Genomic DNA, 22,598 nt, shown 5'->3' with positions numbered 1-22,598 from the left:
GGAGTTACGATGTTTTCACGCTCACCTCTGCCGCAGTCGAGCCCTCCCGCGCCTTTCTACGAAAAGGTGAAGCAGGCGATCAGCGAAAAAATCGCCACCGGCGTCTGGCGGCCGCACGATCGCATTCCCTCGGAGGCCGAGCTGGTGGCGCAGTTCGGTTTTAGCCGGATGACCGTGAATCGGGCGCTGCGCGAGCTGACCGACGAAGGGCTTCTGGTGCGCCTGCAGGGCGTGGGGACATTTGTGGCGGAACCGAAAGGGCAATCCGCCCTGTTTGAAATCCGCAGTATTGCCGATGAGATAACCTCGCGTAATCACCAGCACCGCTGTGAGGTGCTGGTGCTCGAAGAGACCCAGGCCAGCGCCGAGCAGGCGGTAGAGCTGAATGTCAAAGAAGGCAGCCGGATCTTCCACTCGGTTATGGTGCATTTTGAGAACGACATTCCGGTGCAGATTGAAGATCGCTGCGTGAACGCTGAACGGATACCGGACTATCTGAACCAGGATTACACCCAGACCACCCCGCACGCCTATCTCTCGCTCGTCGCACCGCTGACGGAAGGGGAGCACATTGTGGAGGCCGTGCGCGCCACGCCGCAGGAGTGCGAGCGGCTGCGCATTAAAGAGCACGATCCGTGCCTGCTGATTCGCCGTCGGACCTGGTCCTCGTCGCACATCGTGTCGCATGCCCGACTGCTTTTCCCGGGGAACCGTTACCGGCTGCAGGGCCACTTTATGTCATAAGTTTTAAAAGCGTGATAGCTAACGCAATATAACAAAATTGTATCTTTTTTGTTAAATCTGACCTTGTGTGTGCTTGTCTATACAAGTATATCTAAATGCATCACTGTCCCGTATGAGGAGCACACAATGTCGTCAGGTAAATACCGCCAGCAGGATGTCCGCGCCGCGCGCGGCACCACTCTCACCGCCAAAAGCTGGCTCACCGAAGCCCCGCTGCGCATGTTGATGAACAACCTTGATCCTGAGGTGGCGGAGAACCCCCACGAGCTGGTGGTCTACGGCGGCATAGGCCGCGCCGCGCGCAACTGGGAATGCTATGACGCAATTGTAAAATCCCTGACCGAACTCGAACATGACGAAACCCTGCTGGTGCAGTCCGGCAAGCCGGTGGGCGTGTTCAAAACGCACAAAAACGCGCCGCGCGTGCTGATCGCCAACTCTAACCTCGTGCCGTACTGGGCCACCTGGGAACACTTCAACGAACTGGACGCGAAAGGGCTGGCGATGTATGGCCAGATGACCGCGGGTAGCTGGATCTACATCGGCAGTCAGGGGATTGTGCAGGGCACCTACGAAACCTTCGTGGAAGCCGGTCGCCAGCACTATAACGGCTCGCTCAAAGGCCGCTGGGTACTGACCGCGGGTCTCGGTGGGATGGGCGGCGCGCAGCCGCTGGCCGCCACGCTTGCCGGCGCGTGCTCGCTGAACATTGAGTGCCAGCAGAGCCGCATTGATTTCCGTCTGCGTACCCGTTACGTCGACGAACAGGCAACCGATCTGGACGATGCGCTGGCGCGCATCAAAAAATACACGTCTGAAGGCAAAGCGGTGTCGATTGCCCTGTGCGGCAACGCGGCGGACATTCTTCCTGAACTCGTCGCCCGCGGCGTGCGTCCGGATCTGGTCACCGACCAGACCAGCGCCCATGACCCGCTGCACGGTTACCTGCCAAAAGGCTGGACGTGGGAAGACTATCAGCAAAAAGCGGAAACCGATCCGGAAGGCACGGTGCTTGCCGCGAAACGCTCCATGGCGGAACACGTCTCCGCCATGCTGGCCTTCAGCCAGATGGGCATTCCGACCTTTGATTACGGCAATAACATTCGCCAGATGGCGAAAGAGATGGGCGTGAATAACGCCTTCGACTTCCCGGGCTTCGTTCCGGCCTATATCCGCCCGCTGTTCTGCCGCGGCATCGGTCCGTTCCGCTGGGTTGCCCTGTCCGGTGACCCGGAGGATATCTACAAAACCGACGCCAAAGTGAAGGAGATCGTCGCCGATGACGAACACCTGCACCGCTGGCTGGATATGGCCCGCGAGCGCATTAACTTCCAGGGCCTGCCGGCGCGTATCTGCTGGGTAGGGCTGGAGTGGCGGCAAAAACTCGGTCTGGCCTTCAACGAAATGGTGCGCAGCGGTGAAGTTTCCGCGCCGATCGTCATCGGCCGCGACCACCTGGACTCCGGCTCCGTCGCCAGCCCGAACCGCGAAACGGAAGCCATGCGCGACGGCTCGGATGCGGTCTCCGACTGGCCGCTGCTGAACGCCCTGCTGAATACCGCCAGCGGCGCGACCTGGGTGTCGCTGCACCACGGCGGCGGCGTGGGGATGGGCTTCTCCCAGCATTCCGGGATGGTCATCGTCTGCGACGGAACCGATGAAGCCGCCGCGCGTATCGCTCGCGTGCTCCACAACGACCCGGCAACCGGCGTGATGCGTCACGCGGATGCGGGTTATGAGATTGCCATTGACTGTGCCAAAGAGCAGGGCCTTAACCTGCCGATGATCCCTGCCACACAAGGAAAGCATGAATGAACGCATTAACACTCACTCCCGGCTCGCTGACGCTCAAACAGCTGCGTAACGTCTGGCGTAAACCGGTCACCCTTTCGCTTGATGAAAGCGCGCACGCGGCCATTAATGACAGCGTTGCCTGTGTGGAAGCCATTGTGGCCGAAGGGCGCACGGCCTACGGGATTAATACCGGCTTTGGGCTGCTGGCGCAGACCCGCATCGCGACGCACGATCTGGAAAATTTACAGCGTTCTCTGGTGCTGTCGCACGCGGCGGGCGTCGGCCAGCCGCTTGACGATGAGATTGTCCGTCTGATGATGGTCCTCAAAATCAACAGCCTGGCGCGCGGCTTTTCCGGCATTCGCCTGAGCGTCATTCAGGCGCTGATGGCGCTGGTCAATGCGGAAGTCTATCCGTGGATCCCGGCAAAAGGCTCTGTTGGGGCATCCGGCGATCTTGCCCCGCTGGCGCACATGTCGCTGCTGCTGCTGGGCGAAGGCAAAGCGCGCTGGCAGGGCGAGTGGCTGCCTGCGAAAGAGGCGCTGAAAAAAGCCGGCTTAACGCCCATTACGCTGGCGGCGAAAGAGGGGCTGGCGCTGCTGAACGGCACGCAGGCATCGACCGCCTTCGCGCTGCGCGGCCTGTTTGAAGCGGAAGATCTGTTTGCCTCGGCGGTGGTGTGCGGCGCGCTGACCACCGAAGCCGTACTGGGCTCGCGTCGCCCGTTCGATGCCCGCATCCACGAGGTGCGCGGTCAGCGTGGGCAGATTGATGCTGCCGCGATGTACCGTCACGTGCTTACCGACACCAGCGAAATTGCCAATTCACACCATAACTGCGAAAAAGTTCAGGATCCGTATTCCCTGCGCTGCCAGCCGCAGGTGATGGGCGCGTGCCTGACGCAGCTGCGTCAGGCGGCGGAGGTGCTGCTGGTCGAAGCCAACGCGGTGTCCGATAACCCGCTGGTGTTCGCCCAGGAAAACGAGGTGGTCTCCGGCGGTAACTTCCACGCCGAGCCGGTAGCGATGGCGGCGGATAATATCGCCCTGGCGATTGCCGAAGTCGGCGCGTTGTCCGAGCGCCGTATCGCGCTGATGATGGATAAACATATGTCCCAGCTGCCACCGTTCCTGGTGCGTAACGGCGGGGTCAACTCGGGCTTTATGATTGCTCAGGTGACGGCCGCAGCGCTGGCAAGCGAGAACAAAGCCCTGTCGCACCCGCACAGCGTGGACAGCCTGCCAACGTCTGCAAACCAGGAAGATCACGTTTCGATGGCACCGGCTGCCGGGCGTCGTCTCTGGGAAATGGCCTCCAACACCCGCGGCGTGCTGGCGGTGGAATGGCTGGCGGCAAGTCAGGGTATCGATCTGCGTGAAGGGCTAAAATCCAGTCCGCTGCTGGAGCAGGCGCGTCATGCGCTGCGTGAGCATGTATCGCACTACGATGACGACCGCTTCTTTGCGCCGGATATTGATAAGGCGATGCAGCTTCTGGAAGAAGGAAGCCTTGTAGGACTGCTACCTTCAGTGCTGTGATTTTTCCCCTCACCCTAACCCTCTCCCTGTGGGAGAGGGCCGGGGTGAGGGTATCAGCCCGCACTATTACGAATACATCGCCGTAATCGACGCGCTGCCCAGCGTATGGAAATGCACGTTAAACCCGACCATCGCGCCGCTCGCCCCTTCATCGACCTCAATCTTCTCCACATCCAGCGCGTGCACCGTGAAGATATAGCGGTGGGTTTCCCCTTTTGGCGGCGCTGCGCCGCCGTAGCCCGCTTTACCGAAGTCAGTGCGCGTCTGAATGGCACCTTCAGGCAGGGCAACCAGGTCTGAACCGGAACCCTGCGGCAGGACGCGCGTGTCGGCAGGCAGGTTCGCCACAATCCAGTGCCACCAGCCGGAGCCAGTAGGCGCATCCGGGTCGTAGCAGGTCACGACAAAGCTTTTGGTGCCTGCCGGAACCTCATCCCATGCCAGGTGTGGGGAGATATTGTCTCCCTGATACCCCATGCCGTTGAAAACGTGACGCTCCGGCAGTTTTTCACCGTCGCGCAGATCTTTGCTGATGATTTTCATACGGTTTACCCTCGTTGATCGCTCGTTCAGCAAGTGTAATGCATAGGGTTAAATCGTGAAATGCGCGGGAATGTTAACGGCTGTTACAACCGCGTCGGTTAATTTACGCAGCTGCTCCGACGTAATGCTGTACGGCGGCATCAGGTAGATAAGCTTGCCGAAAGGCCGTACCCACACGCCCTGGTCCACGAAGAAGCGCTGTAGCGCCGCCATATTCACCGGATGGGTGGTTTCAATCACCCCGATGGCGCCCAGCACCCGCACGTCCGCCACGAAATTCGCCCCCGAGGCGGCGCTCAGCTCCGCTTTCAGCTGCGCTTCAATCGCCGCAACCTGCGTCTGCCACTCGCCGCTCTCCAGAATGGCGAGGCTTTCGCTTGCGACGGCGCAGGCGAGAGGGTTACCCATAAACGTCGGACCGTGCATAAAGCAGCCCGCTTCGCCGTCGCTGATGGTGTCGGCGACCTGGCGGGTCGTGAGCGTGGCGGAGAGCGTCATGGTGCCGCCGGTCAGCGCTTTGCCGAGGCACAGAATATCCGGGGCGATACCCGCATGTTCGCAGGCAAACAGCTTGCCGGTGCGGCCAAAGCCGGTGGCGATCTCATCGGCAATCAGCAGAATGCCCTCGCGGTCGCACATCCTGCGAATACGCTTCAGCCATTCCGGGTGGTACATCCGCATCCCGCCCGCGCCCTGCACAATCGGCTCAAGTATCACGGCGGCGATTTCATGGCGATGCGCCGCCATCAGCCGCGCGAAGCCGACCATGTCCATTTCGTTCCACTCGCCGTCGAAGCGGCTCTGGGGGGCCGGGGCAAACAGGTTTTCCGGCAGATAGCCCTTCCACAGGCTATGCATGGAGTTGTCCGGATCGCATACCGACATCGCCCCGAAGGTATCCCCGTGATAGCCGTTGCGGAAGGTGAGGAACCGCTGGCGCGTTTCGCCTTTCGCGTGCCAGTACTGCAGCGCCATTTTCATCGCCACTTCCACCGCCACGGAGCCGGAATCCGCCAGGAACACGCACTCCAGCGAGTCAGGCGTCATCGCCACCAGGCGACGGCATAAATCCACCGCGGGCTGATGGGTGATCCCGCCGAACATCACGTGCGACATCTGGTCAATCTGCGCCTTCATTGCCGCATTCAGGCGCGGGTGGTTGTACCCATGAATGGCCGCCCACCAGGAGGACATCCCGTCAACGAGCTGTTCGCCGCTGGCGAGATGCAGCTCGCAGCCGTGGGCGGAGGTCACCGGATAGACGGGAAGGGGGCGGGTCGTGGAGGTGTAAGGGTGCCAGATATGCTGCTTGTCGAAGGCGAGATCGTCCTGGGTCATAATCGACTTGTAAACCATTTTGAAAAGTTTTAGGTTTACGAGTATAAACCGAACCGAAAATTAACAAAACCCTTTGGAGAAGCCCCATGGCTCACCACGCACGCTGGACGATGTCGCAAGTCACTGAATTATTCAATAAACCTTTCCTTGAGCTGATGTTCGAAGCCCAACAGGTGCATCGTCAGCACTTCGATCCTCGCCATGTTCAGGTCAGCACGCTGCTGTCGATCAAAACCGGTGCCTGCCCTGAAGACTGCAAATATTGCCCGCAGAGCGCGCGCTACAAAACCGGCCTGGAATCCGAACGGCTGATGGAAGTTGAGCAGGTACTCGACTCGGCGCGCAAGGCGAAAAACGCCGGCTCGACCCGCTTCTGCATGGGCGCGGCGTGGAAGAACCCGCACGATCGCGACATGCCTTACCTGGAGCAGATGGTAAAAGGCGTGAAGGAGATGGGCCTCGAAGCCTGTATGACGCTCGGCACGCTGAACGACGAGCAGGCGCAGCGCCTTTCGGCGGCGGGGCTGGACTATTACAACCACAACCTCGACACCTCGCCGGAGTTTTACGGCAACATCATCACCACGCGTACCTACCAGGAGCGTCTGGATACGCTGGATAAAGTGCGTGATGCCGGAATCAAAGTGTGCTCCGGCGGTATCGTGGGCCTGGGAGAAACGGTGAAAGACCGCGCGGGCCTGCTGCTGCAGCTGGCTAACCTGCCGACCCCGCCGGAAAGCGTGCCGATCAACATGCTGGTGAAGGTCAAGGGCACGCCGCTGGCGGACAACGACGACGTGGATGCGTTTGATTTTATTCGCACCATCGCGGTGGCGCGCATCATGATGCCGACCTCTTTCGTGCGCCTCTCTGCCGGTCGCGAGCAGATGAACGAGCAGACCCAGGCCATGTGCTTTATGGCCGGAGCCAACTCTATCTTCTACGGCTGCAAGCTGCTGACCACGCCGAACCCGGAAGAGGACAAAGATGTTCAGCTGTTCCGCAAGCTGGGGCTTAACCCGCATCAGACCGAGGTGCTGACGGGCGATAACGAGCAACAGCAGCAGCTGGAGCAGCAGATTTTCAACGCCGACACCGACCAGTTCTACAACGCGGCAGCCGTATGACCTGGCAGGCACGTATCAACTCTGCGCTTGACGACCGTCGGGCGGCAGAGGCATTTCGCGTTCGCAGGGTGGTGGAAAACGGCGCGGGCCGTTTTCTTACCCGCGACGGGCGGCAGTTTTGTAATTTCTCCAGCAACGACTATCTCGGGCTGAGCCAGCATCCGGCCATTATCCGCGCCTGGCAGCAGGGCGCTGAGCGGTTTGGCGTGGGCAGCGGCGGCTCGGGACACGTCAGCGGATACACCACAGCGCATCATGCGCTGGAAGAGGAACTGGCTGACTGGCTCGGCTACCCGCGCGCGCTGCTGTTTATCTCCGGCTTTGCCGCCAACCAGGCGGTGATTACGGCCCTGATGGAAAAAGAGGACCGCATTGTCGCCGACCGCTTAAGTCACGCCTCCCTGCTGGAGGCGGCACATTTAAGCCCGGCGCAGCTGCGCCGCTTTGCTCATAACGATGCGGGACAGCTTGCTGCGCTGCTGGATAAACCCTGCGACGGACAACAGCTGGCGGTTACGGAAGGGGTATTCAGCATGGACGGCGACAGCGCGCCGCTTGCCGCGCTGCACGATACCGCCAAACGGCAAAACGCCTGGCTGCTGGTGGACGATGCCCACGGCATTGGCGTAATGGGCGACGAAGGGCGCGGGAGCGCGTATCAGCAAAACGTGAAGCCGGAACTGCTGATTGTCACCTTCGGCAAAGGTTTTGGCGTCAGCGGCGCCGCCGTGCTGTGCAGCGAATCCGTCGCCGACTATCTGCTGCAGTTTGCCCGACACCTAATCTACAGCACCAGCATGCCCCCGGCGCAGGCCGTGGCGCTGTCTGCGTCGCTGGCGGTGATCCGCAGCGCAGAAGGGGAACACCGTCGCCAGCGTCTGGCAGAGCATATCGCCCGCTTCCGCCTGGGACTCGCGGCGCTGCCCTTCCGCAGCACCGATTCGCAGAGCGCTATCCAGCCGGTGATTGTCGGTGAAAATGCCCGCGCGCTGGCACTGGCACAGGCGCTGCGCCAGCGCGGCATGTGGGTGACCGCCATCCGCCCGCCAACGGTTCCGCCGGGTACCGCGCGGCTGCGCTTAACCCTGACGGCGGCGCATGAACGACAGGATATTGAGACGTTGCTGGAGGCGCTCCATGTTGCCGGTGGATAAACGGGCCGTCGCGGCGGCATTTGGTCGCGCCGCGCAGAGCTATTCGCAGCACGATGAGCTGCAGCGTCTGAGCGCGCAGGGGCTTCTGACCGCGCTTGGCGAGAGCCGTTTTCCCCAGGTGCTGGACGCCGGCTGTGGTCCGGGCAGCAACAGCCGCTACTGGCGCGGGGCGGGAAGCCAGGTCACGGCTATCGACCTCTCAGAGCAGATGCTCGACGAGGCGCGTCAAAGGCAGGCAGCGGATCGCTATCTGCTGGCCGATATCGAGGCGATCCCGCTGGCGGATGCGCAGTTCGATCTGGTCTGGAGCCATCTGGCGGTCCAGTGGTGCAGCAGCCTGCCGCAGGCCTTGCGCGAGCTTTATCGCGTGGCGCGACCGGGCGGGAAGGTGGCCTTTACCACCTTGCTGGAGAGTTCGCTGCCGGAGCTGAATCAGGCGTGGAAAGCGGTGGATGAGCAGCCGCACGCTAACCGTTTTTTATCGCATGAGCAGGTGACGCAGGCGCTGACAGGCTGGCGCTACCGCAGCACGGTGCAGACCATCACGCTCAATTTTAGCGATGCGTTCAGCGCCATGCGTTCGCTGAAGGGCATCGGCGCCACGCACCTGCATACCGGACGGGAGAAAAAACCGCTGACCCGGGGACAGCTGCAGCGGCTGGAGCTGGCCTGGCCTCAGCAGCGGGGTTATTTCCCGCTCTCTTATCAACTTTTTCATGGGATTATCGAACGTGACTGAACGTTATTTTGTCACCGGAACGGATACGGAAGTGGGCAAAACGGTGGCCAGCTCTGCGCTGCTGCAGGCGGCACGAAAGCTCGGAAAAAACACCGCCGGATATAAGCCCGTTGCTTCCGGCAGCGAGATGACGGCGGAAGGGTTACGCAACACCGACGCGCTGGCGCTCCAGCGTAACAGCACGCGTGAACTCGCCTATTCAGCGGTCAATCCATATACCTTTGCCGAGCCGACCTCGCCGCACATCATCAGCGCTGACGAAGGTCGTCCGATTGATTTCGCCGTGCTTTCAGCCGGGTTACGGGCGCTGGAAAGCCAGGCCGACTGGGTGCTGGTGGAAGGGGCTGGCGGCTGGTTTACGCCGCTTTCGGACGCGCAGACGTTTGCTGACTGGGTGCAGGCCGAGCAGCTTCCGGTCATTCTGGTCGTCGGCGTTAAGCTGGGCTGTATCAATCACGCCATGCTGACCGCGCAGGCCATACGGCAGGCCGGGCTGCGTCTGGCGGGCTGGATAGCCAACGACGTGGTTGCGCCGGGGAAACGACACCAGGAGTATCTGGCGACGCTCAGGCGCGTTCTTCCCGCCCCGTGCCTCGGGGAAATTCCCTGGCTTGCTGACGGCGCGGAAAATGCCGAAACCGGGCGTTATCTCGATCTCAGCGTCTTGCTTCCCGCGACATCCAGTGCGCGATAAGCTCGTCATCCAGTTCGTTAACGTGGCCCTGCGCCACGTTACGCCCGCGATAGAGCATACAGAAACGGTCCGCAACCCGGCGGATAAACGACAGCTGCTGCTCCGCTAACAGCACCGTCATACCTAACTCCCGGTTTAAGCGCACCAGCAGCTGCCCCAGCTTCTGGGCGAAGCTGTGTCCTGCGCCTTGCAGGGGCTCATCGAGGATCAGCAGGTGAGGACGGTTCACCAGCGCATTAGCCAGCGCCAGCTGGTACTGGTCGTCCGGAGAGAGCGTGTTGGCGCGGGTCTGTCGCAATGCGTAGAGCGCCGGAAACAGGTCGTAAACATCATTTTTCGCTTCCGGGTTGGGTTTCCCCATCGCCCGCATGGCGATATGCAGATTCTCCTCAATCGTTAACTGGGAGAAGATCCGCCTGTCCTGCGGGACATAGCCTATCTCCGTTCCTGAACGCTGTTCTGGCGGCAGGTTAAGCAAATCGCGCGGCGGCGCGCCTGCCTCATGCCAGATGATGCTGCCGCTTTCGACGGGCACTCTCCCGGCGATGCAATTCATGAGGGTGGTTTTCCCCATTCCCGGCAGGCCAACGACGCCTGTACACATCCCTTGCGGAAAATCCAAATTCACGTTCCATAGCGTATGTTGGCTTCCGTAAAACTGATTCACAGCACGCAGACTCAACATCTTTCTCTCCTTAAAAATGTGTGTAGGTGAGGCTCGGGTTTGAATCTGCAAAACCCCTGCCAGAAACCGAAAAGTGTTTAAAAAACCGGCTTTTTTAGGAATAAGTCATCGGAGAGGGGCCGAGAAAAAACGGGATTGCACATCGACGGTGCTGGCGGTGTTGAGTTGTGGTGCAGAACCCGAAATGCTGAAAATGTGAGCAAGATCGCATCGGTTGGTTATGAATGACGCAACTGTTAATCAGCAAAAAATAGCTATAAAAATTTTTTACCGCCGTCTCGTGGGAAAATCCGGGAATTTGCCGAGCGCCAGTCTGCATGGGCTGGAAGCAGTTATCCACTATTCCTGTGGATAACCATGTGCATTAGAGTTAGAAAACACGCGATAAGCGAGAGAAGACGCGGCTTACGCCCAAATTGACGCGAAACGCGGCTTTAGAAAATATCGTTTATTATTTAATTGCTTAGATAAAAGCAATTCCCGTCATGAAAGTGTCACTCGTTGCCACAAAACTATCATTACCTGGCTTGACAAATGTTAAAAAAGAAAAAGTTCTGGGGATAACCTGACCTGACTGGTGTTTTATATTGTCACAGTCCAAATTTTGGTCGCTATCGCGCTAATCATTCAGGCGCTACTCTAAATATCCTGACATGCTACTGGTTTTTCATCCAGTGTTTTTTACTGGCATTCCTGGCAACAAGGAGTAAAATTACTCACCTGCCGCTTATAACGTCATCAGGTTGTCGCCCATGAGTAAACCGTTCAAATTGAATTCTGCTTTCCGTCCATCTGGCGATCAGCCTGAGGCGATCCGTCGTCTGGAAGAAGGGCTGGAAGATGGGCTGGCGCACCAGACGCTGCTGGGGGTAACCGGCTCGGGTAAAACGTTCACTATCGCCAACGTGATTGCGGATCTCCAGCGCCCCACGATGGTGCTGGCACCCAATAAAACCCTGGCCGCACAGCTTTACGGCGAGATGAAAGAGTTCTTCCCGGAAAACGCCGTGGAGTATTTCGTCTCCTACTACGATTACTACCAGCCTGAAGCCTATGTACCGAGCTCTGACACCTTCATTGAGAAAGATGCCTCGGTGAACGAACACATCGAGCAGATGCGTCTGTCGGCCACTAAGGCGCTTCTGGAGCGTCGCGATGTGGTCGTTGTCGCATCGGTTTCCGCGATCTACGGTCTCGGCGATCCGGATCTCTATCTCAAGATGATGCTGCACCTGACGCAGGGGATGATCATCGACCAGCGCGCCATCGTCCGTCGTCTGGCGGAGCTGCAGTATGCCCGTAACGATCAGGCGTTCCAGCGCGGCACCTTCCGCGTACGCGGTGAGGTGATCGACATCTTCCCGGCGGAATCGGACGATATGGCGCTGCGCGTCGAGCTGTTCGACGAAGAGGTTGAACGCCTGTCGCTCTTCGACCCGCTGACCGGACACGTTGAGTCGGTGATCCAGCGCTTCACCATCTACCCGAAAACGCACTACGTGACGCCGCGCGAGCGTATCGTGCAGGCGATGGAAGAGATCAAAGTGGAGCTGGCCGAGCGCCGTAAGGTGCTGCTGGCCAACAATAAGCTGCTGGAGGAGCAGCGCCTGAGCCAGCGCACCCAGTTTGACCTTGAGATGATGAACGAGCTGGGCTACTGCTCCGGCATCGAAAACTACTCCCGCTTCCTCTCCGGGCGCGGGCCGGGCGAGCCGCCGCCGACGCTGTTTGACTACCTTCCGGCAGACGGTTTGCTGGTGATCGACGAATCCCACGTTACGATCCCGCAGATCGGCGGGATGTACCGCGGCGACCGGGCGCGTAAAGAGACGCTGGTGGAGTACGGATTCCGCCTGCCGTCGGCGCTGGATAACCGTCCGATGAAGTTTGAAGAGTTTGAGGCGCTCGCGCCGCAAACCATCTACGTCTCGGCCACGCCGGGCAACTACGAGCTGGAGAAATCCGGTGAAGATGTTGTCGATCAGGTTGTGCGTCCAACGGGTCTGCTCGACCCGATTATTGAAGTTCGTCCGGTGGCCACCCAGGTGGACGATCTGCTCTCGGAAATTCGCGCCCGTTCCGCCATCAACGAGCGCGTGCTGGTGACCACGCTCACCAAGCGTATGGCGGAAGACCTGACCGAGTATCTCGAAGAGCACGGCGAGAAGGTGCGTTATCTGCACTCGGATATCGATACCGTGGAGCGCATGGAAATTATCCGCGACCTGCGTCTGGGCGAGTTTGACGTGCTGGTGGGGATTAACCTGCTGCGAGAAGGTCTCGATATGCCGGAGGTCTCGCTGGTGGCGATTCTGGATGCGGACAAAGAGGGCTTCCTGCGTTCCGAGCGTTCGCTGATTCAGACAATTGGCCGCGCCGCGCGTAACGTCAACGGGAAAGCGATTCTGTACGGTGACAAAATTACCCCGTCGATGGCGAAAGCGATTGGTGAGACGGAACGCCGCCGCGAGAAACAGCAGCGCTACAACGAAGAACACGGCATTACGCCGCAGGGTCTGAACAAGAAGGTGGTGGATATTCTGGCGCTGGGTCAGAACATTGCCAAAACCAAAGCGAAAGGCCGCGGCAAGGCGCGTTCAGTGGTGGAAGAAGATACCGTCGTGCTGACGCCGAAAGCGCTGCAGCAGAAAATCCACGAGCTGGAAGGGCAGATGATGCAGCACGCGCAGAACCTGGAGTTCGAAGAGGCGGCGCAGATCCGCGACCAGCTTCATCAGCTGCGGGATCTGTTTATCGCGGCATCATAGGTTAAAGCAGCGTGTTTCTCCCTCTCCCCGTGGGAGAGGGCCGGGGTGAGGGCATCAGGCCGCAAAAAACGAACCTAACCCAGCGCCTGAATCGCCTTCTCCAGCGCCTCGCGCAGCAGGTGACGGTCGTGCCGATACTTGATGTCTGAGGCCTCCAGTGGCTCCTGCACCACCAGACGATCGCCAATCCCTGACACATCCACTTTTGGTCCCACGACTACGCCGTCAATGATTTTCTTGCCGACGTAATGCTCCATTAATTCAAGCTTGTCCGCCAGCGACAGGCTCGCCGCCGCCGGGCTCAGTTCACGTCCCAGATTACCGATGTAAACCATCGGCGCCGGGGTGCGGCGCAGCGCCTGCGCCAGCTCTTTCACCAGCAGAATGGGCATCAGGCTGGTGTAAAAACTGCCTGGACCGATCAGGATAAGATCCGCTTCCCCGATTGCCTCTACCGCTTCACGCGTGGCGGGCACGCTCGGATAGGTCATCAACTCCGTTGGCGGCAGGAGGATCTGGTCAATATTCACCTCGCCGTAAACTTCATGCCCTTCGGCGTCGATGGCCATCAAGTCAACCGGTTGTTCAGACATGGGGATCAGGAATGCGTCCACTTTGAGCAGATTACGGATTAAGTTGATGGCTTCCAGAGGCCGTACGCTCAGGTGATCCAGCGCCTTTAACATCAGATTTCCGAGGTTATGACCGGAAAGTTCGCCATTACCGCCAAAACGGTACTCAAACATCGCCGACGCGACGCTCGGCTCGGTAATTAACTGGTTCAGGCAGTTGCGCATATCTCCCCAGGCAATGCCGCCTTCGGCACGACGAATGCGCCCGGTTGAGCCGCCGTTATCGGTGGTGGTCACTATCCCTGTCAGCCTTGAGCCCAGTGACGACAAAGAGGACATAACCCGGCCTAAGCCGTGTCCTCCGCCAAGAGCGACCACTCGGTCAAGATCCGCAAAAGTGCGATTGCGCATACGTATTCCTTATCACGTTCGATCGCGTAACAGTAACCTAACTACCCCTAAAAGACGATGCCTCACCCGATGCAAAATGACGTATATCAATGTGAAAATGCGGTTTTTAGGTATTCTGTAGCGAAAATGGACGAATGACTCGCTATATACTTAATTATATAGCGAAAAGCGATAATGGCGCCGTCAGAATTTCCGCGCTACTATCGCCCTAACCACGTTTTCAAAATTGAAAACATACACTCTAGCCCTTGCGCCTGTGTCGAAAGATATGGCGCTCTGGCCGTGGCGAATTTGCCACCAGGGTACAGAAAGAAATGACTGTGCCTCCCGATCTGGAAAGGTGTACATGGCTTCACAACTTACTGATGCTTTCGCGCGTAAGTTTTATTACTTACGTCTGTCGATTACCGATGTGTGCAACTTCCGTTGCACCTACTGCCTGCCCGATGGCTACAAACCGGGCAGCATCACCAATAACGGCTTTCTCTCCGTGGATGAAGTGCGCCGCGTTACGCGCGCCTTCTCTGAGCTCGGCACCGAAAAAGTGCGTCTGACCGGCGGTGAACCCTCGCTGCGCCGCGATTTCCCCGACATCATTGCCGCCGTACGTGAAAACGAACGTATCCGCCAGATTGCGGTGACCACCAACGGTTACCGCATGGCGCGCGACGTGGCGACCTGGCGCGATGCGGGGCTGACGGCGATCAACGTCAGCGTCGATAGCCTGGACGCCCGCCAGTTCCACGCCATTACCGGCCAGGATAAATTCCAGCAGGTCATGGACGGTATCGATGCGGCATTTGCGGCCGGCTTCGAAAAAGTCAAAGTCAACACGGTGCTGATGCGTGATGTAAACCATCACCAGCTCGATACCTTCCTGGCGTGGATTAAATCCCGCCCCATTCAGCTGCGTTTTATTGAGCTGATGGAAACCGGCGAGGGCAGCGAGCTGTTCCGCCGCCATCACATCTCCGGCATGGTGCTGCGCGACGCGCTGCTCAGGCGCGGCTGGATCCACCAGATCCGCCAGCGCAGCGACGGCCCGGCGCAGGTCTTCTGCCATCCTGATTACGAAGGCGAGATCGGGCTTATCATGCCTTACGAGAAAGATTTCTGCGCCAGCTGCAACCGCCTGCGCGTCTCCTCCGTGGGCAAGCTCCATCTTTGCCTGTTTGGTGACGGGGGCGTAGACCTTCGCGATCTGCTGGAAGACGATGCGCAGCAGGACGCGCTTGAAGCGCGCATTTCTGAAGCGCTGACGCATAAAAAACAGACCCACTTCCTGCATCAGGGCAATACCGGCATTACTCAGAACCTGTCCTACATCGGCGGGTAATCAGGCTTAAGAAGGAAACAGAAAATGAGTCAGGTAAGCGCAGAATTTATCCCGACACGCATTGCGATCCTTACCGTTTCCGACCGTCGTGGCGAAGAGGATGATACCTCCGGCCACTGGCTGCGCGAGGCGGCCCATGACGCGGGGCATCACATCGTCGATAAAGCGATCGTGAAGGAGAACCGCTACGCCATTCGCGCGCAGGTCTCTCAGTGGATCGCCAGCGATGAGGTGCAGGTGGTGCTGATCACCGGCGGCACCGGCTTTACCGCAGGCGATCAGGCGCCCGAGGCGCTGATCCCGCTGTTCGACCGCGAGGTGGAAGGCTTCGGCGAGGTGTTCCGCATGCTCTCCTTTGAAGAGATCGGTACCTCCACGCTGCAGTCGCGCGCCGTTGCCGGGGTGGCTAACAAAACGCTGATTTTCGCCATGCCGGGCTCGACCAAAGCCTGCCGCACCGCGTGGGCAAACATCATCGCCCCGCAGCTGGATGCCCGTACCCGTCCGTGTAATTTCCATCCCCATTTAAAGAAATAAGCTATGTCACAACTGACCCACATTAACGCCGCAGGCGAAGCGCATATGGTGGACGTCTCCGCCAAAGCGGAAACGGTGCGCGAGGCGCGCGCCGAAGCGTTCGTCACCATGCTGCCGGAGACGCTGGCGATGATTATCGACGGCAGCCATCACAAGGGTGATGTCTTTGCCACCGCCCGCATCGCCGGTATTCAGGCCGCCAAGCGCACCTGGGATCTCATCCCGCTGTGCCATCCGCTGATGCTGAGCAAGGTGGAGGTGAACCTGCATACCCAGCCGGAGCAGAGCCGGGTGCGCATTGAGTCACTCTGCCGCTTAACCGGCAAAACCGGCGTGGAGATGGAAGCGCTGACGGCGGCCTCCGTTGCCGCGCTGACCATCTACGACATGTGCAAAGCGGTGCAGAAAGATATGGTGATTGGCCCGGTTCGCCTGCTGGCAAAAAGCGGCGGAAAATCCGGTGATTTTAAGGTGGACAGCCATGATTAAGGTGCTCTTTTTTGCGCAGGTGCGCGAGCTGGTGAATACCGACAGCCTGACGCTGGATGCGTCTTTTGAAAACGTTGCTGCCCTGCGCGCGCATCTCGCGGCACAAAGCGACCGCTGGGCGCTGGCGCTGGACGAAGGCAAGCTGCTGGCCGCCGTTAACCAGACGCTGGTGGAATTCACCCACCCGCTGGCCGAAGGGGATGAAGTGGCCTTCTTCCCGCCGGTGACAGGAGGCTAAGATGGCTGAAACCCGCATTCTGGTGAGCCCCGGCCGTTTTAACGTGGGGACCGAATACAGCTGGCTGGCGGAACGCGATGAAGACGGCGCGGTCGTGACCTTTACCGGCAAGGTGCGCAACCACAACCTCGGCGACAGCGTGAAGGCGCTGACGCTGGAGCACTATCCGGGGATGACGGAGAAGTCGCTGGCGGAGATTGTGGAGGAGGCGCGGGGCCGCTGGCCGCTCGGCCGCATCACGGTAATTCACCGCATCGGCGAGATGTGGCCCGGCGAGGAGATTGTCTTCGTTGGAGTGACCAGCGCGCACCGCGGCAGCGCGTTTGCGGCAGGGGAGTTCATTATGGATTACCTCAAAACCAGAGCGCCGTTCTGGAAGCGCGAAGCCACGCCGGAAGGTGACCGCTGGGTGGAATCTCGCGACAGCGATAAACAAGCCGCCAGCCGTTGGTAGTCGGTTTACGTGGATGTGTTAATCTTAACGTGTGTGTCTACTTAATCTTAATCAGGAGTGAATCATGGACCGATTTCCGCGTTCCGATTCAATAGTACAGCAGACCCGTAGCGGCCTGCAGACGTATATGGCTCAGGTGTACGGCTGGATGACGGTTGGCCTGCTGCTTACCGCGTTTATCGCGTGGTATGCGGCGAACACGCCGGAGCTGATGATGTTTATCTTCTCCAGTAAGATCACCTTCTTTGGGCTGATTATCGCGCAGCTGGCGCTGGTGTTTGTGCTTTCCGGTCTGGTGCAAAAGCTGAGTGCCGGCATGGCAACGACCCTGTTTATGCTCTATTCGGCACTAACGGGGCTGACGCTTTCCAGCATCTTTATCGTTTACACCTACTCATCCATTGCCAGCACCTTCGTGGTCACCGGCGGGATGTTCGGTGCGATGAGCCTGTACGGTTACACCACGAAGCGCGATCTGAGCGGCTTCGGCAGTATGCTGTTTATGGGGCTGATCGGGATTGTGCTGGCGTCGCTGGTGAACCTGTGGCTGAAGAGCGAAGCGCTGATGTGGGCCGTGACCTACATCGGGGTGGTGATCTTCGTTGGATTGACGGCGTATGACACCCAGAAGCTGAAGAACATCGGCGAGCAGATCGACGTGCGCGATAGTTCAAACCTGCGCAAATACGCGATCCTGGGCGCGCTAACGCTGTATCTGGACTTCATCAACCTGTTCCTGATGCTGCTGCGTATTTTCGGCAACCGTCGTTAAGGTTGCTTTGCCGGGTGGCGGCTTCGCCTTACCCGGCCTACGAAGCGCGAACCGTAGGTCGGGTAAGGCGAAGCCGCCACCCGACTTATTCACTTCGCTAGCATCCTCTCATTCTTCGCCCGCAGCTTTTTCGCCCGACTTTCCAGCACCAGATAGCAGAGCGTTGCCAGCGCCAGCGGCAGGAAGTAATACAGCATGCGGTAGGCGAGCAGGGCAGCGATGATGGCACCCTGAGAAACGTGCTCCCCGGCCAGCAGGGCAATAAACACCGCCTCCAGCACGCCGATCCCCGCCGGAATATGCACAATCACCCCGGCAATACTGCTCACCAGCAGCACGCCTAGCACGAAGAAGTAGTTTACGTCCTCGCCGATCAGCAGCCAGATGATGGCTCCCATCGCCATCCAGTTAGCGCTGGAAACCGCCATCTGCAGCACCGCAAACTTCCACGAGGGCAGGACCAGCTTTTGCCCTTTAATGGTCATATGACGGCGTCTGGCAAAGGCGCAGGCCCAGAGATAAACGGCGATAATCAGCAGCAGTACGATGCCCAGAATGCGCAGCGTTGCCTCGTCGATATACCAGTGCGCGGGGAGCTGCACCACGCCGATGGTGAAGATCACCCCGCCGAGCAGAATATAGCCCAGCCAGTTAGTGGTGATGCTTAACGAGAAAATGCGCGTGATGGTCCCGCCCGGCAGGCCGAGCCGCGAGTAGAGGCGATAGCGCATGCCAATGCCGCCGACCCAGGTGCTCAGCGTCAGGTTAAAGGCGTAGCAGATAAACGACACCAGCATTACCTGACGTTTGGCCAGCTTGTGGCCGCAGTAAGCGCGGCCCAGCAGGTCATAGCAGCCGTACATCAGGTAGCTCACGATAACCAGCCCCACAGCGCCCAGCAGCACCATCCGGTTATAGTTGCGGATGACCTTCCACACCTCTTCCCAGTCAACTTTCTGCGCGTAGACCACCAGCAGAACCGCGACCGCAATAAAAAACAGCCAGGTCAGGATCTTTTTTGCCAGCCGCCAGCGTGGATGCGATTTCGACATCAGGGTTTGCCTCCATCTTCCGCTTCTATGCGGTCCTGGGTTTCCATTTCGGGTTGTACCGGCGGGTCCACCTGTGCCAGCTTCGGCGTATGCGCCGGCAGCCAGCCGACCATCGCCGGGAAATGCCGCAGAAAGTGGAACACCACCACGCTGATGCCCAGGTTCCACCAGGTGCGTTTGGGAACCATGGACTCATCCACGCGCACGCAGTCGTTAACGATCAACGCCTGCAGGTTATCCCGCAGGGTCTGATTAAACTGGCGATCGTGAATGATCAGGTTGGCTTCAAGGTTGAGCGATAAGCTCAGCGGATCGAGGTTGCTGGAGCCCACGGTGGCCCAGTGATCGTCCATCAGCGCGACTTTGCCGTGCAGCGGTCGGCGGCGATATTCGTAGATCTGGACGCCGCCCTTCACCAGATAGTTATACAGCAGCCGTGCCCCGACTTTGACGATCGGCATGTCCGGCTCGCCCTGCACAATCAGCTTCACGCGCACGCCGCGTCGGGCGGCATTGCGCATGGCATGCAGCAGACGATAGCCCGGGAAAAAGTAGGCGTTAGCGATGATCACTTCACGCTTCGCGTTGGCCAGCATCTTGAGATAATGACGTTCAATATCGTCCCGGTGCTCGCCGTTGTCGCGCCAGACGAAAAGCGCCTGCGCTTCGCCGGGCTTCCGATTCTCTTCCGGGCGATGACGGCGTTTCCACCAGCGGCGAACGGCCTCTTTCCCCGGCAGGTTCTCCAGCTCAAACAGCAAGATGTCCTGCACCACCGGGCCTTCAATGCGAATCGCGTAATCCTGCTTCGCTTCCGGGCCGTAGTCGGACATATGCTCAGCGGAGTAGTTAATGCCGCCGACAAACGCCACCGTCTCATCCACCACCACAATTTTGCGATGCATCCGGCGGAAAAGGTTGGTACGCATACCGAACAGGCGAGGGCCGGGATCGTAGTAGCGGAACACCACCCCCGCGGCGGTCAGTTCATTGACGAATGCATCGCTGAGGTCCGGCGAGCCGTAGCCATCCAGCAGCACTTCAATTTTCACCCCGCGCTGGGCGGCGCGCAGCAGCACGCTGTGCAGCTGCTTGCCAACGTTGTCTTCGAACCAGATAAAGGTTTCGAGGATCACCTTCTGCTGAGCGTGATCAATCGCCTTAAACACGGCCGGGTAATACTCGTCCCCGTTGACCAGCAGCGTGATCCGGTTGCCTTCCTGCCAGGAACATTTCATAGGTGGATCTCCGCGCTGAGCGGGGCATGGTCGGAAAGATGCCGCCAGTTGAGGAGCGCCAGGGCGGTCGGGCTGCTGGCATGGGCATTTTTTACGTAGATGCGGTCAAGCCGCAGCAGCGGGAAACGGACCGGAAAGGTGCGCGCAGGCCTGCCGTTCGCCCGGGTGAAAATTTCCTCCAGTCCGGCCTCTACCTTTAACGGATGGTTTGCCCGCTGTCGCCAGTCGTTGAAATCGCCCGCCACTACCACCGGTTCACCTTCGGGAAGCGCGTTGGCCCATTCGGCCAACATTTTCAGCTGCGCCTGACGATGGGCTTCGCGCAGGCCCAGATGAACACAGCCGACATGGATGGGCAGCTCAAGATCGGGCGGGGTAACGCGGCAGTAAAGCAGGCCGCGTTTTTCGCTCTCCCCGACGGAAACGTCGCGGTTTTCGTAATGTTCTATGGGATAACGGGACAGCACCGCGTTTCCGTGATGCCCTTCCGGATAGACCGCATTGCGGCCGTAGGCGTAATCACTCCACATGGTGTCGGCCAGAAATTCATAGTGCGGCGTGTCGGGCCAGTTCTCAAAGTGAAGCGGATGCACTTCGTGTGCGCCCATCACCTCCTGCAGGCAGACAATATCCGCGCTGACGGTGCGAACCGCGTCGCGCAGCTCCGGTAAAATGAAGCGGCGATTAAATGCTGTGAAGCCTTTATGAATGTTTATCGTCAGCACTTTAAGCGAGAAATGCTGCATTTTTTTCGTCATAAGCTCCTTCCTGAGTGACTATCCCAATGAAAATAAAGTGTAGTCGGCGTCACAAAAAGATGCGGCGTTACGGAATTTTCCGTAAAGTGCGGTAGTCTGATTAAGCAGAGAAAAATCCTTCAGGAGAGAAGCCATGAAGTGGCAACAACGTGTTCGTGTCGCAACTGGCCTGAGTTGCTGGCAGATAATGTTGCATTTACTGGTCGTGGCCGTACTGGTGATGGGCTGGATGAGCGGCACGCTGGTGCATGTTGGCCTGGGGCTATGCGTCCTTTACGGCGTCACCGTGCTGTCGATGCTGTTCTTACAGCGCCACCATGAAGCACGCTGGCGCGAGGTGGGTGATGTGCTCGAAGAGCTCACCACCACCTGGTATTTTGGTGCGGCGATGATCGTCCTGTGGCTGCTGTCACGCGTGCTGCAAAACAACCTGCTGCTGGCCCTGGCGGGTATGGCTATCCTCGCAGGGCCTGCGGTCGTCTCATTGCTGACCAAAGAGAAAAAGCTACGCAATGTTGCGTCTAAACATCGCGTACGCCACTGAGCCCGTCGTGGCCGCAATCACCAGTAGCGGCCACAAACTTCCCCAGACAATATCCAGACTCGCATCCTTCAGATAGATTTGTTTGGTGATGTCCGTAAAGTGCCGAATCGGATTTACCCACGTCAGATCCTGTAGCCATACCGGCATATTCTCGACGGGCGAAACATACCCCGAGAGCAAAATCGCGGGCATCATAAAGACGAATACCCCGATAAACGCCTGCTGCTGCGTCGAGCAGAGCGCCGAGATCAGCAGCCCAAACCCCACCAGCGACAGCCCGTAAATCACCATCGTGAAGTAAAACAGCGCCAGCGATCCGGCGAACGGGATCTGGTAGGCCCAAATTCCCACCCCCAGCACGATGGTGGCCTGGAAGGTCGCGACAATCAGCGCCGGCACCGCTTTGCCGACGAAAATTTGCCAGGTGGCGAGCGGGGAGACCAGCAGCTGATCCAGCGTGCCCTGTTCGCGCTCGCGGGCGACGGAGAGAGAGGTCACAATCATCACCCCGATGGTGGTGATCATGGCGATCAGCGACGGCACCACAAACCACTTGTAGTCCAGATTCGGGTTATACCAGTTGCGCACCACCAGTTCGCTGTTGTTGGGCTTCGGTTTGCCGTCCATCAGCTCCTGCTGGTAATCCTTCACGACCTGCTGCAGATAGTTGGCCGCGATCTGGGCGCTGTTGGAGTTGCGTCCGTCGAGGATCAGCTGCAGCGGCGCGGTCTGGAAGGTATCCAGATTACGGGAAAAATCCGCCGGGAACCGCACCAGCAGCAGCGCTTTTTGCGTGTCGATGGTAGGCTGGATCTCCTGCGGGCTTTTTAGCAGCAGGATGTGGGTAAAGGCTTTCGCGCGGGCAAAACGCTGCGTCAGCTCAACGGCGTGTTTGCCGTTGTCTTCGTTGTAAATGGCGATGGTGGCGTTGGTCACCTCCAGCGTGGCGGCAAACGGGAACAGTAAAACCTGGATCAGCACCGGCAACACCAGAATGGCGCGGGTTTGCGGCTCGCGCAGCAGGGATTGCAACTCTTTGCGTATTAACGTCCATAAACGGTGAAACATGCGCG

General features: G+C 59.0%; 23 protein-coding genes and 1 riboswitch. Of the genes, 15 read left to right on the top strand and 8 right to left on the bottom strand.

What is annotated here, in order from left to right:
* Positions 1-9: 9 nt before the first annotated feature.
* The 3 genes from BM007_RS06395 (at position 10) to hutH (ending at position 4,076) form a co-directional block, all read left to right on the top strand.
* Positions 10-744 carry a histidine utilization repressor gene (locus BM007_RS06395; RefSeq protein ID WP_024908773.1) on the top strand — a complete coding sequence of 245 codons (735 nt, stop codon included), beginning with the start codon at positions 10-12 and terminating at the stop codon, positions 742-744.
* A gap of 126 nt (positions 745-870) precedes the next feature.
* Complete coding sequence (gene hutU, locus BM007_RS06390) at positions 871-2,559, top strand: urocanate hydratase (RefSeq protein WP_090417748.1); 1,689 nt, start codon at positions 871-873, stop codon at positions 2,557-2,559.
* Entirely contained in the window at positions 2,556-4,076 is a 1,521-nt protein-coding gene (hutH, locus tag BM007_RS06385) for a histidine ammonia-lyase (RefSeq protein WP_090417734.1), read from the top strand. The genes hutU and hutH overlap by 4 nt, the downstream gene beginning before the upstream one ends.
* Before the next feature lie 66 nt (positions 4,077-4,142).
* Here the strand turns inward: hutH and BM007_RS06380 are convergent, their stop codons facing one another.
* Both BM007_RS06380 and bioA read right to left on the bottom strand, forming a co-directional pair.
* Complete coding sequence (locus BM007_RS06380; RefSeq protein WP_024908770.1) at positions 4,143-4,619, bottom strand: kinase inhibitor; 477 nt, start codon at positions 4,617-4,619, stop codon at positions 4,143-4,145.
* A 48-nt stretch (positions 4,620-4,667) separates the two neighbouring features.
* On the bottom strand, positions 4,668-5,975 hold the full coding sequence (gene bioA / locus BM007_RS06375; RefSeq protein WP_090417729.1) for an adenosylmethionine--8-amino-7-oxononanoate transaminase: 1,308 nt from the start codon (positions 5,973-5,975) through the stop codon (positions 4,668-4,670).
* 68 nt (positions 5,976-6,043) lie between these two features.
* Here bioA and bioB point away from each other — a divergent pair, with 68 nt between their 5' ends.
* From bioB to bioD, 4 genes are read left to right on the top strand one after another with little or no spacing between them, the layout of a single operon-like run.
* A complete protein-coding gene (gene bioB / locus BM007_RS06370) occupies positions 6,044-7,084 on the top strand; it encodes a biotin synthase BioB (RefSeq protein ID WP_032641628.1) in 1,041 nt (346 codons plus the stop codon).
* Positions 7,081-8,238 carry an 8-amino-7-oxononanoate synthase gene (gene bioF, locus BM007_RS06365; protein ID WP_090417726.1) on the top strand — a complete coding sequence of 386 codons (1,158 nt, stop codon included), beginning with the start codon at positions 7,081-7,083 and terminating at the stop codon, positions 8,236-8,238. The genes bioB and bioF overlap by 4 nt, the downstream gene beginning before the upstream one ends.
* Positions 8,222-8,977 (top strand): malonyl-ACP O-methyltransferase BioC, encoded by a 756-nt coding sequence (gene bioC, locus BM007_RS06360; RefSeq protein ID WP_090417723.1) that lies wholly within the window; start codon positions 8,222-8,224, stop codon positions 8,975-8,977. The genes bioF and bioC overlap by 17 nt, the downstream gene beginning before the upstream one ends.
* Positions 8,970-9,671, top strand: a complete 702-nt coding sequence (gene bioD, locus BM007_RS06355) for a dethiobiotin synthase (protein ID WP_065420268.1) — start codon at positions 8,970-8,972, stop codon at positions 9,669-9,671. Before bioC ends, bioD begins: the two co-directional genes overlap by 8 nt.
* Here the strand turns inward: bioD and BM007_RS06350 are convergent.
* Positions 9,634-10,356, bottom strand: a complete 723-nt coding sequence (locus tag BM007_RS06350; protein ID WP_048992974.1) for an ABC transporter ATP-binding protein — start codon at positions 10,354-10,356, stop codon at positions 9,634-9,636. The two genes, bioD and BM007_RS06350, sit on opposite strands and share 38 nt — an antisense overlap.
* Before the next feature lie 752 nt (positions 10,357-11,108).
* Between BM007_RS06350 and uvrB the strand changes: the two genes are divergently transcribed.
* Entirely contained in the window at positions 11,109-13,124 is a 2,016-nt protein-coding gene (gene uvrB / locus BM007_RS06345) for an excinuclease ABC subunit UvrB (protein ID WP_029742168.1), read from the top strand.
* Positions 13,125-13,198: 74 nt separating this feature from the next.
* Here the strand turns inward: uvrB and yvcK are convergent, their stop codons facing one another.
* Positions 13,199-14,107 carry a uridine diphosphate-N-acetylglucosamine-binding protein YvcK gene (yvcK, locus tag BM007_RS06340; protein ID WP_090417720.1) on the bottom strand — a complete coding sequence of 303 codons (909 nt, stop codon included), beginning with the start codon at positions 14,105-14,107 and terminating at the stop codon, positions 13,199-13,201.
* Positions 14,108-14,332: 225 nt separating this feature from the next.
* Positions 14,333-14,466, top strand: a riboswitch (molybdenum cofactor riboswitch).
* On the opposite strand from yvcK, the gene moaA reads away from it, so the two are divergent.
* The 6 genes from moaA to BM007_RS06310 all read left to right on the top strand — a co-directional run bounded on the left by moaA (position 14,454) and on the right by BM007_RS06310 (position 17,933).
* Entirely contained in the window at positions 14,454-15,443 is a 990-nt protein-coding gene (gene moaA, locus BM007_RS06335; protein ID WP_090417717.1) for a GTP 3',8-cyclase MoaA, read from the top strand. Its footprint overlaps the riboswitch before it by 13 nt.
* Positions 15,444-15,467: 24 nt before the next feature.
* On the top strand, positions 15,468-15,980 hold the full coding sequence (gene moaB, locus BM007_RS06330) for a molybdenum cofactor biosynthesis protein B (RefSeq protein ID WP_061715721.1): 513 nt from the start codon (positions 15,468-15,470) through the stop codon (positions 15,978-15,980).
* Between the two features lie 3 nt (positions 15,981-15,983).
* The gene (gene moaC, locus BM007_RS06325) at positions 15,984-16,469 is read left to right on the top strand and encodes a cyclic pyranopterin monophosphate synthase MoaC (RefSeq protein WP_090417714.1); all 486 of its coding nucleotides are present in this window, start codon (positions 15,984-15,986) and stop codon (positions 16,467-16,469) included.
* Entirely contained in the window at positions 16,462-16,707 is a 246-nt protein-coding gene (gene moaD / locus BM007_RS06320; protein WP_032649449.1) for a molybdopterin synthase sulfur carrier subunit, read from the top strand. Before moaC ends, moaD begins: the two co-directional genes overlap by 8 nt.
* Position 16,708: 1 nt before the next feature.
* Positions 16,709-17,161, top strand: a complete 453-nt coding sequence (moaE, locus tag BM007_RS06315; protein WP_090417710.1) for a molybdopterin synthase catalytic subunit MoaE — start codon at positions 16,709-16,711, stop codon at positions 17,159-17,161.
* Between the two features lie 64 nt (positions 17,162-17,225).
* Positions 17,226-17,933, top strand: a complete 708-nt coding sequence (locus BM007_RS06310; protein WP_024908758.1) for a Bax inhibitor-1/YccA family protein — start codon at positions 17,226-17,228, stop codon at positions 17,931-17,933.
* A gap of 89 nt (positions 17,934-18,022) precedes the next feature.
* On the opposite strand, the gene BM007_RS06305 is transcribed toward BM007_RS06310, so the two are convergent.
* From BM007_RS06305 to BM007_RS06295, 3 genes are read right to left on the bottom strand one after another with little or no spacing between them, the layout of a single operon-like run.
* Positions 18,023-18,985: a lysylphosphatidylglycerol synthase domain-containing protein gene (locus BM007_RS06305; protein WP_090417707.1), complete on the bottom strand. Its 963-nt coding sequence runs from the start codon at positions 18,983-18,985 to the stop codon at positions 18,023-18,025.
* Positions 18,985-20,223: a cardiolipin synthase ClsB gene (gene clsB / locus BM007_RS06300; protein WP_048991526.1), complete on the bottom strand. Its 1,239-nt coding sequence runs from the start codon at positions 20,221-20,223 to the stop codon at positions 18,985-18,987. The genes BM007_RS06305 and clsB overlap by 1 nt, the downstream gene beginning before the upstream one ends.
* Positions 20,220-20,981 carry an endonuclease/exonuclease/phosphatase family protein gene (locus BM007_RS06295; RefSeq protein ID WP_032649441.1) on the bottom strand — a complete coding sequence of 254 codons (762 nt, stop codon included), beginning with the start codon at positions 20,979-20,981 and terminating at the stop codon, positions 20,220-20,222. Before BM007_RS06295 ends, clsB begins: the two co-directional genes overlap by 4 nt.
* A gap of 133 nt (positions 20,982-21,114) precedes the next feature.
* Between BM007_RS06295 and BM007_RS06290 the strand changes: the two genes are divergently transcribed.
* Positions 21,115-21,525, top strand: a complete 411-nt coding sequence (locus BM007_RS06290) for a YbhQ family protein (protein ID WP_032649440.1) — start codon at positions 21,115-21,117, stop codon at positions 21,523-21,525.
* Here BM007_RS06290 and BM007_RS06285 read toward each other — a convergent pair.
* Positions 21,487-22,593 (bottom strand): ABC transporter permease, encoded by a 1,107-nt coding sequence (locus BM007_RS06285; protein ID WP_090417704.1) that lies wholly within the window; start codon positions 22,591-22,593, stop codon positions 21,487-21,489. The genes BM007_RS06290 and BM007_RS06285 overlap by 39 nt on opposite strands.
* Between the last annotated feature and the right edge of the window lie 5 nt (positions 22,594-22,598).

The organism is Enterobacter sp. NFIX59 (assembly GCF_900113755.1).
In the GTDB taxonomy this organism is placed as follows: domain Bacteria; phylum Pseudomonadota; class Gammaproteobacteria; order Enterobacterales; family Enterobacteriaceae; genus Enterobacter; species Enterobacter pseudoroggenkampii.
The sequence above is the reverse complement of the archived record's forward strand: the minus strand, read 5'-3'. Positions and strand labels throughout refer to the sequence as shown.